Origin of the sequence: Ruegeria hyattellae (assembly GCF_041537925.1) — a bacterium.
GTDB lineage: Bacteria > Pseudomonadota > Alphaproteobacteria > Rhodobacterales > Rhodobacteraceae > Ruegeria_C.
In genome coordinates this window covers 117,844-131,046 of sequence record NZ_JBGOSH010000015.1, presented here as the reverse complement: position 1 = coordinate 131,046, position 13,203 = coordinate 117,844, and the positions used below count along the sequence as shown (strand labels likewise).

General features: G+C 53.9%; 11 protein-coding genes and 1 pseudogene. 8 read left to right on the top strand and 4 right to left on the bottom strand.

Annotated features, from left to right (window positions below; all coding sequences use genetic code 11):
- Positions 1 to 140: 140 nt before the first annotated feature.
- The 4 genes and pseudogenes from AB1E33_RS25065 to AB1E33_RS25050 all read left to right on the top strand — a co-directional run.
- Positions 141 to 599 (top strand): annotated as a pseudogene (locus tag AB1E33_RS25065) (IS6 family transposase); the annotation flags it as partial.
- 257 nt (positions 600 to 856) lie between these two features.
- Positions 857 to 1,489 (top strand): hypothetical protein, encoded by a 633-nt coding sequence (locus tag AB1E33_RS25060; RefSeq protein WP_372579963.1) that lies wholly within the window; start codon positions 857 to 859, stop codon positions 1,487 to 1,489.
- Positions 1,490 to 1,513: 24 nt separating this feature from the next.
- Positions 1,514 to 2,785, top strand: coding sequence for an MFS transporter (locus AB1E33_RS25055; protein ID WP_372579962.1), 1,272 nt, complete (start codon positions 1,514 to 1,516; stop codon positions 2,783 to 2,785).
- Between the two features lie 206 nt (positions 2,786 to 2,991).
- Positions 2,992 to 3,882: a DMT family transporter gene (locus AB1E33_RS25050; RefSeq protein WP_372579961.1), complete on the top strand. Its 891-nt coding sequence runs from the start codon at positions 2,992 to 2,994 to the stop codon at positions 3,880 to 3,882.
- Positions 3,883 to 3,911: 29 nt separating this feature from the next.
- Here AB1E33_RS25050 and AB1E33_RS25045 read toward each other — a convergent pair whose 3' ends face one another.
- Entirely contained in the window at positions 3,912 to 5,081 is a 1,170-nt protein-coding gene (locus AB1E33_RS25045; protein WP_372579960.1) for a cupin domain-containing protein, read from the bottom strand.
- Positions 5,082 to 5,566: 485 nt separating this feature from the next.
- Here AB1E33_RS25045 and AB1E33_RS25040 point away from each other — a divergent pair, with 485 nt between their 5' ends.
- Positions 5,567 to 5,923: a cupin domain-containing protein gene (locus tag AB1E33_RS25040; protein WP_372579959.1), complete on the top strand. Its 357-nt coding sequence runs from the start codon at positions 5,567 to 5,569 to the stop codon at positions 5,921 to 5,923.
- 199 nt (positions 5,924 to 6,122) lie between these two features.
- On the opposite strand, the gene AB1E33_RS25035 is transcribed toward AB1E33_RS25040, so the two are convergent.
- Positions 6,123 to 7,070: an ornithine cyclodeaminase family protein gene (locus AB1E33_RS25035; protein ID WP_372579958.1), complete on the bottom strand. Its 948-nt coding sequence runs from the start codon at positions 7,068 to 7,070 to the stop codon at positions 6,123 to 6,125.
- A gap of 331 nt (positions 7,071 to 7,401) precedes the next feature.
- The gene (locus AB1E33_RS25030; protein ID WP_372579957.1) at positions 7,402 to 8,298 is read right to left on the bottom strand and encodes a LysR family transcriptional regulator; all 897 of its coding nucleotides are present in this window, start codon (positions 8,296 to 8,298) and stop codon (positions 7,402 to 7,404) included.
- 97 nt (positions 8,299 to 8,395) lie between these two features.
- Between AB1E33_RS25030 and AB1E33_RS25025 the strand changes: the two genes are divergently transcribed.
- Both AB1E33_RS25025 and AB1E33_RS25020 read left to right on the top strand, forming a co-directional pair.
- Positions 8,396 to 9,088 carry a pirin family protein gene (locus AB1E33_RS25025; protein WP_372579956.1) on the top strand — a complete coding sequence of 231 codons (693 nt, stop codon included), beginning with the start codon at positions 8,396 to 8,398 and terminating at the stop codon, positions 9,086 to 9,088.
- The gene (locus AB1E33_RS25020) at positions 9,030 to 9,758 is read left to right on the top strand and encodes an isochorismatase family protein (RefSeq protein ID WP_372579955.1); all 729 of its coding nucleotides are present in this window, start codon (positions 9,030 to 9,032) and stop codon (positions 9,756 to 9,758) included. The genes AB1E33_RS25025 and AB1E33_RS25020 overlap by 59 nt, the downstream gene beginning before the upstream one ends.
- Positions 9,759 to 9,977: 219 nt before the next feature.
- On the opposite strand, the gene AB1E33_RS25015 is transcribed toward AB1E33_RS25020, so the two are convergent.
- Positions 9,978 to 10,601: an IS5 family transposase gene (locus AB1E33_RS25015; RefSeq protein WP_372579954.1), complete on the bottom strand. Its 624-nt coding sequence runs from the start codon at positions 10,599 to 10,601 to the stop codon at positions 9,978 to 9,980.
- A gap of 399 nt (positions 10,602 to 11,000) precedes the next feature.
- Between AB1E33_RS25015 and AB1E33_RS25010 the strand changes: the two genes are divergently transcribed.
- Positions 11,001 to 12,974 carry a PQQ-dependent sugar dehydrogenase family protein gene (locus AB1E33_RS25010; RefSeq protein ID WP_372579953.1) on the top strand — a complete coding sequence of 658 codons (1,974 nt, stop codon included), beginning with the start codon at positions 11,001 to 11,003 and terminating at the stop codon, positions 12,972 to 12,974.
- Positions 12,975 to 13,203: the final 229 nt, after the last annotated feature.

Below are 13,203 nucleotides of genomic sequence, written 5' to 3'. Positions count from 1 at the left end.
TAATCCGAGCAGTTCGTGACCCGGAACTTTGCTTTGGGAAACTTGTCGCGACGGGCATCATTGAATTTGTGGGGCATCGACCGTCACTCACGTCGCAGAAAACGCTGGGAATACTCTGAGCGACCGATCCGTGCAACACAGTCGATGAGACCTATATCAAAGTCCGCGGTGAATGGGTGTATCTGTATCGAGCCGTAGATCGCAACGGGCAAACCCTTGATTTCATGCTTTCTGAGAAGCGAGACACCAAGGCTGCAAAGAGATTCTTCGCCAACGCTCTGTGCAACAATGGCATCCCAAAACGGATCACTATTGACAAAAGCAGGAGCAACGCGGCCGGGATCAAAGAGGTCAACAAGATCTTCAAGCGATTGCAGATACCGGTTAAGATCGACACTGTCAGATCTAAATACCTAAACAACATTATCGAGCAGGATCACCGCTTCATAAAGAGGCTCACGAGACCGATGCTCGGCTTCAAGAGCTTCGCCTCTGCGGCCGCGACACTAGCAGGAATCGAGACGGCCAACATGATCCGCAAGGGCCAGCTGGGATCTTCGACAAGCGGATTCCGTCAATTCGCAGGGCTCGCTGGATAACAACACCCAATCAGAGCGTTAGCTTTGATCAAGGCAAAAGTTTGCGACACAACCAGATGCTGCGCTTGCTCCGATGGCAACAGTGAGCCCAACTTGACCGATGCTGCGTGTTGGATGAATGACCGGTAGCCTCATTTTATCTGTGCTGAATATCCGGTTCAATCTTCAGCAGTTGTGTCTCCCTCGACTAGAGTGGCCATTCATATACAATGCGCAACTGTGCGAGAGCGCCTATCGTGGCAATAGGAGCCTGACAAATGAGTGGCGAAGCCCCTGATAATCTTAGACTTTGGCTACCTGATCGCGATGCTGTTGTCTGCGACAGGGAAGAAATCAATTCCGTCTTACAAAAAGTAGGCGCACATGTTTGGCCGCTTGATACGGCCCCTGCGCCTGCTGAAATTCGCGCCCACTTGGAAGCCAATAGTTTGGATCAGGAGCAGAGCCAGAAAGTCCAGGATCATTTTTTGTGGTCACGCGAACAGCTCCTGGAGTGTATCAACGCCGCAGGACGTACGCCTGGTACGGCGGGTGGTGGACTTCTTTCAACGACCGACAAAACCCACGAGGTAGTATACCCTCAACTCTATCAGGTGTTGGAAGGGATCGATTACACTCGTTTTGACCGTTTTCACGTCAATCGCAGCCTGACACAAACAGGTGTTGACGAAGTAATGCATGTGCTTTCCGGAAATGGCGTTGTCTTGCGTCAGAAAATCCCGGAATACGGATCGTTTCGGTTGGAGATCGATTGCCCGCCGGACCAAGGCTGGACCCTGACCTATGATGGCGACCTGCCACATATAGGATCACTCAGTGGTGCCTCCCTTGGTACGAAAGTCCTGATGCAGATCATCGGTCCCGCCGAGTGGGAAATGATCTATCTCTGAACAGCCAAACCAGGTGGATTGCAATTGAAACTGTCTCCCGGGATTCCCAAACATGTAAATCTCACTGCTGCCACTGTGGGTAATGTGTTGGAGTGGTACGATTTCGCAATTTACGGTTTCTTGGCAGCGATCATTGGCAAACATTTTTTCCCCGCGGATGATCCGACGGCATCTCTGCTGGCTTCTTTTGGGGTTTTTGCCCTTGGTTTTCTGGCCCGTCCATTAGGCGGTGTTCTGTTTGGCCATATCGGTGACAAGATCGGCAGGAAGACCAGCATGCTGATTTCGATCAGTTTGATGGGCGGCGGCACCTTCGCCATCGGGATACTGCCGGATGCCTCCCGGATTGGCGATGCGGCGCCGCTGTTACTTGTGGTAGTAAGGGTCGCTCAGGGCCTGTCCATGGGTGGTGAATACACTGGATCCGCCGTCTACCTGGCTGAAAGTGCACCGGATGAGCATCGCGGTTTCATCGGCTGTTGGCCGCAGGTTGGGTGCCTTTTGGGCGTCCTCTTGGGTTCCGGTTGCGCGGCTCTGACAAGCACCGTTGTCGGGGAAGCAGCCATGCAACTGTGGGGCTGGCGGGTTCCCTTTCTTCTGGGTGGGCTGATAGCCGTTTGGGGATTGTTGATGCGCCGCCAAATGGAGGAACCAAGTGTTCTAGACGCATCCGAGCGTGTCTCGGGTTCGCCCTTGATTGTGGTGATGAGGAACCACTGGAGGCCAGTCCTTCGCCTTGTTTGCCTGCTGCTGGTCACCAGCATCGGCTATTATATGCAATTTGTTTATGCCGCCTCATTCCTGTCCGAGAAGATGCACATCACAACCGCCAAATCCATGGATATCAATACGCTGGCGATCTTCACAATGCTTGTTGTAACCCTGCCCGCAGGCTGGCTGGCGGATCGTTTGGGGCGCAAGCCGATGTTGGCTTTTGTTGCCATTGGCAGCATGATTTTTTCCTGGCCATTATGGTGGCTCATTCATCATCAGAGTTTCGTTCTTATTATGATCGGACAGTGTGGATTTGGTGTCCTCTATGGTGTTGGCTTCGCGGTCATTATGCCGACCATGGTCGAAATGTTTCCAGCTTCGGTGCGATGCAGCGGCACGGCAATTGGCTTCAACCTGTGTCTTGGGTTATTCGGCGGGACAACCCCTTTGGTCGTGACCTATCTGGTGTCACGCACTTCGAATGATTTTGTTCCAGCCTACATGCTTATGGTAGCCGGAGTTTTGTCTCTATTAGCGCTCTACCGCCTTCCCGAAGGCCGCGGCAAACCACTCCCCAGGTGAGGTTTTCTTTTTGCTCAAAAGCAGTCGAACTTGACCGATTGGTACTATTCTCCGTCGGATAATCGATCAGACTAAGGCCTGCTCATATCCGATGGACCGATGTCTTGTTATCTCGTTGGCAAGGGGCAGTGGCCTGCATCATGTGATAGGGTTAGGTAACGCGAAGCTAATGCGGTGATCCAGGTGTTCGAGAAAGCACTGATATCATGAACAGGCCGGTTCAGCTCGACTACCTGTTGTTGGTCGGGATCAGCCTGATTTGGGGATCTCAGTTTGTCCTGAACGAACTGGCCATCCAAAGTTTTTCACCGTTGTTGGTTGCAACCGGACGGGTGCTGATCGGTTTTTTCACCCTGACGATTATAGCCGCTGTGATGTATGGGCGATCAACCCATTCCGCGACAGAGGGCGTTCGACAGCCATGGTCGCTTTACTGTGCCATCGCGATTGCCGAGGCAATCTTACCATGCTTTCTGATCCCCTGGGGGCAGCAGCATGTCGACAGCAGTATTGCTGCCATCCTCCTTGCAACCGTGCCCATTTTTACTCTGATACTGGCTCCGTTTTTTGTGAACGACGAGCATTGGAGTTTGATCGCCGCGCTGAGCGTCATTGTCGGCTTTATCGGCATTCTGGTTCTGATTGTTCCAAGTATCAAAGGCAGCTGGCTAGCGGACATAATCGGCGAGCTGGCGATTCTGGGTGGCGCGTTGAGTTTCTCGGCGAGCCTGATCATGATGAAACACTTGTCGAATGTGCCACCGGTTCTGGCGATGCGAAATGTCTTTATGATCGCGTCTGCGGTGCTAGTTGTTTTGACGCTGATCCTCAGTGCCGCATGGAAACCCGACCCGGCGTGGCAAAGCATTGCGGCGCTGGTCGGGCTGGGTGTTTTTTGTGGCGGAATCGCTTATGTTCTGTTCATATATATGGTCGGGCGAACCGGCCCGACTTTTACTGCCCTATCCGGTTATCTGATCACGTTGGTTGGCGTTCTCATTGGCATCGCGTTTCTTGGAGAGCGATTGCATGCAAATGACATTCTCGCGCTTGTTCTGATCATTGCCGCGCTGATCATCGGCAAGTTCAAATCTTAGATTGATGAGACGCCGGCCTTACCGCGTACCTATCTCGGCGCAATGAAAACGTCCTGCGTAGGAAATTTTTCAACGACGCCCAGCTTCTGATTGAAATGCGCGGCAAGCAAGTAGTCCGGATTGCCCGCAATCCATTCTGAAAGGTCGATTGCCTGATACTCTCCAGTGTTGAACGCAATCAGTATACGGGCTTTTTCCTCACCGACATTTTCAATCGAATGTCCGTAACCCTGCGGAATGTATCCGACATCTCCTTTGTTCAGCGTTTCAGTGGCAAAGCGACCGTTTGCACCAAATATGGTAATGCCGATGCTGCCGCTCATCACGTATTGCCATTCATCCGCGTTCGGGTGCCAGTGGAACTCTCTCATCCCATTCGGCTCAAGCTCCAGCACTACGCCTGTCACCGTGGTTGAGATGGGGAATTCCGCTTGGCTGACCAGCCATTCGCGACCACCTGCGAATGAAGAATTCGGCTCTTGTTCGAGAAGCCTGTATTTGTGCGTATTCCGAGGTGTTGCCAGATGGCCTTGATGAGGCAAAACAGGTTCTTCAGGGGGTGGATCGCCGTGCACGAAATAGACTTCGCTCTTGGGAAATGAGTCAAACGCCGCGGCGGGCAGTCCCAGGGACTTTGACAACAGGTCTTTCGGCGCGTGACCAATCCAGTCCGTGATGCTGAATGTACCAAATTCAGAAAAGTACCCGTTGTCAAAAATCAGGATGAAGTGACAGGGCTGGTTGCCCAGACACTGTATGGAGTGTCCGTAACCGCGCGGGAAGTACCATACATCGCCTGTTTCAAAATCGTTCGTCTCAGACTTCCCCGCAGGGTTGATGACTGTTGTCCGGCAGCGACCCTCCATGACGAAAGCCCATTCCGCGGCAGTAGCATGCCAGTGCAGTTCGCGGGCGACACCGGGTTCAAGCTTCATCGACACACCTGCAATTCCGGTTGAAACCGGAAGTTGTTGCACGGTGGCTTCTTTCCCGAAACTGCCACCATCTTCACGCCCTTTGGATTTTTCCAGTTCAAACTTGAAGTTTGGGAGTTCCTGCTTTGAAAGCTCTGGGTCGGGAACGTTGTTCCAAAACGGGCCGGATGGAAATTCCGCAGCTGAAGCTTGCACCGCAGCAGTTCCGCCCAACCCTGCTGCCGCCGCTGTTTTGAAGAAATCTCGCCTTGATGAATTAGCCATGCTGACCTCCTGATAAATGGGAATAGGCATCAAAAAGGATAACACGGTGCGATTGGTTCTCTAAATTTGGTCGCTTTCTTACTGGCATGTTTGAGTAATGGCACACGTTAACCACCGCGCATTCCGAGCGAGGTCAACTGCTAAAACAGCACTTTAACCGACGCAAAAACCGGGAAGCTAATATTGACGCAATCGCAGCGAATTTGCGCATTTTGGCGCAAGCTGGAAATGCATAGTTCGGTTTTGAATGTCTGAATTGGGCTTGCCTCCAGTCACTGACGCGAAAAGCGGCGAACGGCGACTCCGAGCCCCATCTGTCGTATGCAGCGAGTTTCAATAATGATAACGAAGCGTGGAAAGCGGAAGTTAGCAGCGGGTTGTGCCAAAGCCGTCCACGCAGGCGCGAGCCGATTTGTGTTATGATCACAGCTCAGGAAATCAAAAGCCGAGCCTTCGATTGATCGCCACGCAACAAGGGAGTTTCAATGAACAAGATGTCTTTCAGGCTGATACCCAACCCAACTGACATGGTGGCCTCGGATTTCACCGATCCTGGCGCCTTCACGACCAGTGATACGAACGAACGAAACTGGTTCAAGTTTGCAAACGACGACGAAACTATTCTCTCGGGCGTCTGGGAATGCCCTCCCTGTCGTGAAGAGATCGACGCCTATCCGGTACATGAAATGATGACCGTGATTTCTGGGTCCGTAACACTGACGCATCCTGACGGGGACGCCGAGACCTTCACAGCTGGTGATACGTTTTTCGTCAAAAAAGGGAGCAGGTTGATCTGGGAGATCACCGAGAAATTGCGGAAGTACTACATGATCGTCTCTTAGGAAGCTCGTATTGCGAGGCGATCCCTGCGATCAAACCTACGACCAAAACGGGCTCGGAACATACCTTCTCAGCGTGCTGCGCGAATGGCAGCTCTGGGCTGCGACCAACTATTTAAACTGATCGCAGAGAATGGCAAATCTGGGCCCAAAGCGACCATTTCGGTATCTAATTCCAAAGTGGATGTTCATGTCTTTGGCCTCACATCACGGGTATTTCGGTGAACCGGCGAACCGCGAGGACCGAAGCAGCATAATCCCCCAATGAAATCCCTCTGAAAGCAAAAGCCGCCGGTTTTTTGCGTGCTCGGACGTCGATTTTGCCAGCGACCAATTCCGTCAAGTCGCCAGCAATTTGCTCGTATGGCAACATCGGCTTGTCGCTTTCCAGTTCCTGCAAACGGTCGTCGACAATTACCGTTTTGAAAGCAGTCATGTGCGCCGGCACCCACGGGATGCACGCATCAGTTATGGTGGCGAAGACAGTCGGCTTCAGCCATCGGGCATCCAAGAAGGGTTCAATAGAGTAGTCCAACGTTATCGATGTCACTATCAGTTCGGCATCACTCAAAGCGTCCTTGGCATTGGCGCAAGTTTCAGCTTCGAGCCCCATTCCCCGAGCGTGACGACAAAGCTTGTCGGCATTCTCTTTACCACGCCCGAACACGCGGATTCGTTTCAGGGGAAACAGTTCTGAAAACGCAGCTAGATGGGAGTGAGCCTGCACACCCGCGCCCACAAAAGCCACCGTCTCGGCATGAGGGTCAGCAAGCCGACGCGCTGCCACCACTGACAAAGCCGCAGTTCTGACTGCCGTAATCCAATTCGCTCCCAAGACCGCGCGAAGTAATCCAGTTTGCGCATCCAAAACCATGATGGCACCATTTATCGCGGGAAGACCCCTCGCCGGATTTTCCGGACACACTGTAACTTGCTTGGTCACGATGAATCCATCATCTCCCATTGCCAAAGTTGACATTGCGTAGCGCCCATCGCCGGGCAAGATGACTGTCTTGGGAGAAGTGTGAAGCTTGCCGTCAGCCTTAGCTATTAGGGCAGTCTCGATGGCATCAGCAACTTCAGAAGGTTGGATGCCTAAACCCCCGAGTTCGTCGTCAGACAGGTAAATTTGGGCGTTCTCAGAAGTCACGGCGTCCCTCACTTAAGCAATTTGGATTTCTGACTGAGTACATTATCTTCGGCAGTTCTTCCTATCGGTTTACCCTCACAGAAGTATTTAGGCTGTAACTTTCAATCGCCCGATCCAATGCGCAGAAAAGAAATGCAAATTCATTTTCTGAAAATGTGAACCTAGCCGAACGCCTGCTTTGTTCGCAATTCGGAGTTTGCAATGTCTTTTTGAAGGTCGGCTTAGGGCTGCCACCAGTCAATCATGCAAGCCGCAGAGAACTGCAACAACGAGCCCAAAGGTCGCTTGCTGCGTTCCGTATCAATGTCGGTTTTGGCGCCACTATCGATAATCAAGTCAAGTTTTCTGCAACTTGTCTTACATGGTCGATAAATGCCCGTTGTTTGAGAGTCGCGCCGCGACGGCTCGGATAGATTGCCGACAGAGGCACACTGGAAGCATTCCAATTTGGTAGGACAGATGAAAGCAGGTCAGATGCACACTCTGCGTGTACTGCATAGGCCGGAAGCATCGCGATACCGCCGCCTGCGATAGCCAGGTTACGTAGGGTTAAAAAGTCGTTGACGACGACGGCGCCCTTGGCAGAAAAATCTATGACTTCATCGTCCTGCTTCAGTTTCCACCGTGTGGTTTTGAACCCGCTAGACATGATCAAGCACCGATGGTGCGGCAAATCTCTGGGCGACTGAGGGTTGCCCGCACTGCGCAAATAAACGGGGTTGGCATAAAGGCCAAAAGGAAACGTCCCTATCGCTTGTGACATCATTGAAGAATCCGGCTTTTCACCAATGCGGAATGCCAGATCAAAGCCATCCTCAATCAAGTTTGCCCTCCTGTTCGTCAGCTCCAGGATGACCTGCACTTTGGGGAACTGCTGACCATAGGCCGCTATCGCAGGCGCAATGAGTTGCTGTCCGACCAGTACTGAGGCTGACACCCGCAACTCCCCAGCCGGTTCGCCCAGACTTGTCTCAACAACAGCATCGGCAGCATTGGCCTCTTCCACCATCAAACGACAGTAATCGGCGTAACAAACACCAATCGAAGTCAGCCGACTGCTGCGGGTGTTGCGCTCAATCAATTGAACACCAAGGCGGTCTTCCAGCCGTGCAAGCCTGCGGCTGACGTTTGACTTCGGAAGCTTCATATTCTTGGCAGCTCCGGTAATACTGCCAGCCTGCGCAATAGCTGCAAAAACGGCCAAATCGTTTAAGTCTCGATGTTCCATTTTTAGAACTTTCTTTTGCTATTATGCATAATTGAACCACACTAAGAACAATTTCATATTCTGACCAAGCAATGCAACACGCTTGATTGGACACGCTATGACATCGCAAAGTTTGGAAATTCTGCACCGCGATACCCTGACTGAAGGCGGCTTCGCGGGCTTGAAGGAGCATCGTCTTGTAACTGACAAAAGGCTTTGGGGTGACCGCGCCAACCCTGAAGCTTGGGATGGCATCGGCAACTTCGTTTATCTGGCTGATGCGCGGTTCAATCCCAAAGGTGAAACGACCATGCATCCCCACAAAGAGATCGATGTGATCTCTGTCATGGTGGAGGGCCGCGTCGCGCATCAGGGGTCGTTGGAACACGGCGGATCGCTCGACACCAACGACGCGCAAGTCCAACGGGCTGGCGGCGAAGGGTTCAATCATAACGAAGTGAACCCCGATGAGACCCAGAACCGAATGCTGCAACTTTGGGTATTGCCCGAAGTGAAGGGCGAACCCGCCGGGTACAAAAAGTTCAGCCCGACATGGGGTGAGACAGTCCGTATTTATGGCGGTTCGCCAGAGCACACGCAGTCCTTCGCGGCCAAGACCACCATCGACGTGGCCATGCTTACCGCAGGTCAGAGCATCGAACTGACAACGCCTTACCTGGCCTATGTCGCCAAAGGAAATGGGCGGTTTGCATCAACGGATTTGACCGGTGGTGATCTGACCCGTGGTGCCAATGGCACTTTCACAGCCACGACCGACGTTCAATTCATTCTGGTCGGCACGCTTACCTAACCTCCTCAATCCAACAAAAAAGGACACTCCCATGCCTGACAAATTCTCAGAATTCCTGACGCCAGATAACGCTGTATTGGCGATGATTGATCACCAGACTGGATTGCTCGCTAGTGTGCGTGACATTCAACCTGAAACCCTGCGCAAAAACATCAACGGTCTGACCAACATGGCCAAAACCGCAGGTATTCCATCCGTGGTCACAGCATCCTTGTCCGAAGGTTCCAATGGCCCGATTTTATCCGACATCACCAATGTGCTTGGTGGCACCGTCATCAACCGCGCTGGCGAAATCAACGCATGGAAATCGCCAGAGTTCAAAGCTGCAATCGAAGCGACAGGTCGCAAGAAGATCATTATGGCGGGCATAGTGACCGATGTTTGCCTGCTGTTTCCGGCGCTGTCGGCAGTTGCCGAAGGTTACGACGTCTATGCCGTCGTTGATGCGTCGGGCACATGGGATGAAGTGACTCGTGATGCCGCCATGCTGCGGATGAGCCAGGCCGGTGTGAAAGTCACAACATGGGCCTCTGTCCTGGCCGAGGTTATGGATGACTGGCGCTCTAACCAGGGCTATCCGCTTGGCGGTGTTCTGGGCGGCCACACGGCTTACGGCCTTGTTTATGAAAGCTATCTTGCACAGCAATCAGAACAAGACTCCGCTGATTAAGAGAAACAACGGCCCCGGCAGCTTATACTGCTGGGCACCCAAACAGGAGGTTGTGATGGCTGGTAGATTGATTGATGGCGCCTAGACTCGCGAAGGCGACATTCTGGCGTCTGAGGACGGGCATTATCACCGTCAGGAAACCGATTTCCGCAACTGGATATCGACTGATCCCGGTGCGAGGTTTGCACCCGAAGTGGGCCGATACCACCTCTATGTTTGCTATGTCTGTCCTTGGGCGCACCGCACATTGATCATGCGCAGACTGAAAGGGTTGGAAGACGCGATTTCTGCCTCTCCGGTGTCACCCATTGTCAACTCAGTCGCGGCGATATCACCGGTTTCCGGATCGAAGGCGATGTGGAGCTTGCGCCATGTTTTGCGGGCCTTCTTGGTGCCGTGCTTCTCTTCATGCCAGTCGTTGCCGCCATGCACTTTCAGACCCGTGCTGTCCACAATGAGGGTGGTTGGTTTGCTCGCAGCTCGCCGGTTTTGGGCGAGCTTCAACCCCTTGCCGCGTCGCGACAGGGTCGAGAAATCTGGCACCACAAACTCCATGCCCATCAGCTTGGCAATCGACCGCATGAAGCCTTGAGTTTGTCTCAATGCAAGCCGAAACACGACCCGCAGAGTAAGGCAGATCTCGATTGCCAGATCGGAGTAACGCGCCTGACCGCCGCGTGTCATGCGGAGTGGCGATGACCAATTCTGTGCCACATCGTCAGAAACCCAGATCGTCACATCGCCACGTTGTCGAAGGCTTTCGTTGTACTCGGACCAATTTGTAACGCTGTACTGTGCCTTGTCGAACTTGTCCCTATGGGCATCATTGAATTTGTAGGGCATCTACCGTCGCTCGCGTCAGAGAAAACGCTGGAACTACCGCAACAGCTCGATCCGTGCACCACGCCCGCAATACCCCAAAACACTTGCATAAACGGAGGTATCCACACATGCAACACGCCCCCCAAAAACGTGGATACTAGAAGAAATCCTCGGAGGGCTGCATCCAGGTCACCCAAGACCAGGGTGGGTGGGGCCATGTCTAAAGCAAAGTATGAACGTTGTCATTCCACTCGGTTTCGCTAACAATGACGCTGCGTAACCTCTCCGCAGGCAGACTTCGATTGCAGTTTGGCGATATGCCTGTTTTGCTAATAAATTGCTTTTTTAGAATGTAATAGGTGGTCATTTTCGGTTTTGTTACTGGGTGGTTCCGCACCTTAATCCAACAGGAGCAACCAAATGGACATTGAAAGAAACTTGACATTCATACTCCCCGGTGTCGGCAAGTCCCCCGATGTCGAGGTTATTGCCACGGAGCTAGACGGAACGATCGAGTTCACGGTGACTGTGCTGGAAACCGGTGGCGGCACGACCGACCTGCGCGGCCTCTTCTTCGACTTGGCCAATTATACGCGGTTGGAAGGACTCGAAGCCACGGGCGATGATGTCACCGGTCAGGGCACCGGTGATGTGGTCAATCTCGGGCGCGGCGTGAATATGAACGGCGCAGCCAATCCGTTTGATGCCGCCGTCGCCCTCGGAACGCCCGGCACGGGTAAGGATAACATCCAAACCACGAGCATTGTGCTCACCAACAGCGATGGCAACCTGACATTGGACGACATCGCCAATGTCGAGTTTGGTGTGCACCTGACCAGTGTCGGTGACTCCGATGGCCCGCGCGGCGGTGCCAAACTCGTGGCAACCTCCCCCGAGGCGCCAGCCCCTATCTCTGAGCCCCCGGCGGCCTCAAAAAGCGCCGAACTGGCGGAAATCGCCTCGCTGGAGCCCAATCCGGTCCTGCCCTCCGACATCACCCTGGTGATCGAAAAGGTCGGCACCATCCCCGGCGGCGATGGCGAGACCAATTTCCAAAGCCCCGTGGCGATTAAACAGTCGATCTACGGGATCAACCAGAACGAGGGCAAGATTTACCGCGTGAATGCCGATGGCGACGGCAATCCCCGGCTAATCTTCGACGCGGAAACAGACGCGCCTGAGGGACTCCTCATCGACGATCGCGAAGGCATCGCCAATATGGTCGGTGGCAATGCCAACAAGGTCTACGTCGCCTTCACCAGTGACACCTTGCCCGAGGGGGCGGACGACCTCTTCTCGGTCATGCGCCTGCCGGAATTTGAGCAGCCCGGCATCGTGCCGCAGGATGATATCTTCCTCGGCAACCCATTCGTTCCCAAATTCGTCGATGACCTCTACCGGCTCGAGGCCAGCGATCTCGAAGGCTTCCCGATATTCATCCCCAAGGATGTCGGCATCAAATATCAGATCATCTATGAATACGATCTGGCCGGTAACAAGCTCGCGAACCCAGAGCCCATCGCCGCCTTCGAGGTCCAATCCTCCGTCACCGGCCATCACGGCACTGGCATGGAGTTCACCCCAGATGGCAAGATCCTCTGGGCCACGGGCGACAACCTGCCCTTCGGGCTGAACGGGCGCACCGGAGCACAGCTCGAGGATGAGTTGCCCTCCAAACTCTTCATCATCGACCCCGACACAGGCTCGGTTGAGTTGGCCGCCAAGGGGCTGCGCAATGTGCAACATCTGGAGATCGCCGATTACGGTGGCGAGGACTATCTCGCCTTTGCCGATATTGGCGGCGTGACCTCCGAAGAGGTCAATATTGTCCGGCTCGACGACATCATGGACACCTCCGAGATCGAGAATTTCGGCTGGGGCGTGGCAGAAGACGGGCTCTCGCGCGAAGGCACCTTCTATGTCGGCGGCGATTTCGACCCCGACAACCCGCTCGAAAACGGCATCGCCGGTCTGTTGGGAACCCAGCCCCCGGCGACCGGCGTCGCGCCGACCCCAGAGGCGGGATTCATCCAGCCTTTCGCGCAATATGGGCGCGTCGGTCCGGGCGAGTTCGTGGCGTCCTCCGGTCCGGTGATCTCCGAAGAGTCCTTTGGCGATGAGCTGACCATGGTCTTTGGCGATCTCAATCTCGGCACGCTTTTCGGCACAACTGATCCCTTCGACATGATCGACGCCGATGTCTTTGTACTCAATCTGGTCGATGAGAATGGCGTTGAGACGACGATCAACGATCTGGCCGGTGACGGGACCGATCCCGCCCGCGCGGACCCGCGGTTCTTCACCTTCGCCGACGGTACCGCGGGTGTCTTTCTCGAAACCACGGGCGATTACTATCGTCTGACGGAGCAATCGTTCTACGACGATATCGCGTAAGGCCCGGAGATTCTGTGACAAGGGCCGCGGACAAAAGAGCAGCCGCGGCCCTACTCGTGGCACTCGTAGGGTATATCCGCATTCCGATCATGTTGCATGGATCGGATTTGAGGCGGATTGGCCCCATACCCCATCAGTTCAGCAGATCAATCTGCTACATGGCCGCCCAAATACCGCACCAGTGCCAGGAGAGCGTCAAAAAAGCTGGAACCCAAATAAGAGACCACCG

Excerpts from the sequence above, each read along its gene's own strand:
- AB1E33_RS25060 (WP_372579963.1), top strand. The coding sequence starts at position 857 with ATGAGTGGCGAAGCCCCTGATAATCTTAGACTTTGGCTACCTGATCGC.
- AB1E33_RS25050 (WP_372579961.1), top strand. The coding sequence starts at position 2,992 with ATGAACAGGCCGGTTCAGCTCGACTACCTGTTGTTGGTCGGGATCAGC.
- AB1E33_RS25045 (WP_372579960.1), bottom strand. The coding sequence starts at position 5,081 with ATGGCTAATTCATCAAGGCGAGATTTCTTCAAAACAGCGGCGGCAGCA.
- AB1E33_RS25040 (WP_372579959.1), top strand. The coding sequence starts at position 5,567 with ATGAACAAGATGTCTTTCAGGCTGATACCCAACCCAACTGACATGGTG.
- AB1E33_RS25030 (WP_372579957.1), bottom strand. The coding sequence starts at position 8,298 with ATGGAACATCGAGACTTAAACGATTTGGCCGTTTTTGCAGCTATTGCG.
- AB1E33_RS25025 (WP_372579956.1), top strand. The coding sequence starts at position 8,396 with ATGACATCGCAAAGTTTGGAAATTCTGCACCGCGATACCCTGACTGAA.
- AB1E33_RS25020 (WP_372579955.1), top strand. The coding sequence starts at position 9,030 with ATGGCACTTTCACAGCCACGACCGACGTTCAATTCATTCTGGTCGGCA.
- AB1E33_RS25015 (WP_372579954.1), bottom strand. The coding sequence starts at position 10,601 with ATGCCCTACAAATTCAATGATGCCCATAGGGACAAGTTCGACAAGGCA.
- AB1E33_RS25010 (WP_372579953.1), top strand. The coding sequence starts at position 11,001 with ATGGACATTGAAAGAAACTTGACATTCATACTCCCCGGTGTCGGCAAG.